Source organism: Brochothrix campestris FSL F6-1037, assembly GCF_000525915.1.
Lineage (GTDB): Bacteria > Bacillota > Bacilli > Lactobacillales > Listeriaceae > Brochothrix > Brochothrix campestris.
Window position 1 is genome coordinate 1 of the sequence record NZ_AODH01000096.1, and the last position, 962, is coordinate 962.

At 35.6% G+C, this 962-nt stretch carries 1 pseudogene; it reads right to left on the bottom strand.

Annotation, left to right across the window (positions count from 1 at the left end):
- Window positions 1-60: 60 nt before the first annotated feature.
- Window positions 61-962: pseudogene (locus BCAMP_RS14525) on the bottom strand (IS3 family transposase); the annotation flags it as partial.

Consider the following 962-nt stretch of genomic DNA (forward strand, 5'->3'; position numbering starts at 1 on the left):
ATGTAATCATAATTTTTTTCTACAATATCTGGAATGGACAAACAGTAAATTGAACAAAAATTATAAGGGCTGTAATTTAAATTCGGTAGGCGTTAAATAACCCAATGTTCCATGAATACGGATGTTGTTAAACCAATGAACGTAATCATTTAATTCAAGTTCCAGCTGATTAAGATTGGAAAAGTGAGCTTGGTTTGCGAATTCTGTTTTAAACACTTTGAATGTTGCTTCCGCTACAGCGTTATCGTAAGGACAACCCTTCATACTTAGTGAACGTTGAATATTAAATGTTTCAAGCGCTTCATCAATCAACCGATTATCAAATTCTTTCCCTCGATCCGTGTGAAACAGCTGTATGTCATTTAAATTTGCAGAAATGCTTGCTAATGCTTCATAGACAAGACTTGCAGTCTTGTTTTTTTCCTACACTATGTCCAATAATTTCACGATTGAAAAGGTCTACAAATAAACATACATAATGCCACTTTCCACCGACACGAACGTATGTTAAATCACTTACAACGACAGCTAATTCTTTTTCTTGAATGAACGCACGTTTTAACTCGTTTCTTATAAGTGCCTCATTCGAACGTGATTTTTGCGGTTTAAATTGAGCCACAGTGTCGTTTGAAACTAAACCTAACGAATGCATTATGCGGCTAATTCGGCGTCTTGATACATGTTTAGGTTCAGCTAACTTTAATAATTCTCTTTTGATTTTACGCGTACCCTAATTATTACGGCTTTCTTTGAAAATCCGTTCAATTTCTTTTAAAAGTGCGATGTCCTCTGTTTTTCGCTGCGAAGTGGCATCTAAATTTATATGATAATAATAGGTGCTCCTTTTAATCTCGAGGACGGCACACATTGCTGATACCGAATAAAGGTGAGCGTTATTACGAATCACATTTATTTTCGTCCCATGATCAGCGCCGCTTGCTTTAAAATATCATTCTCCATTA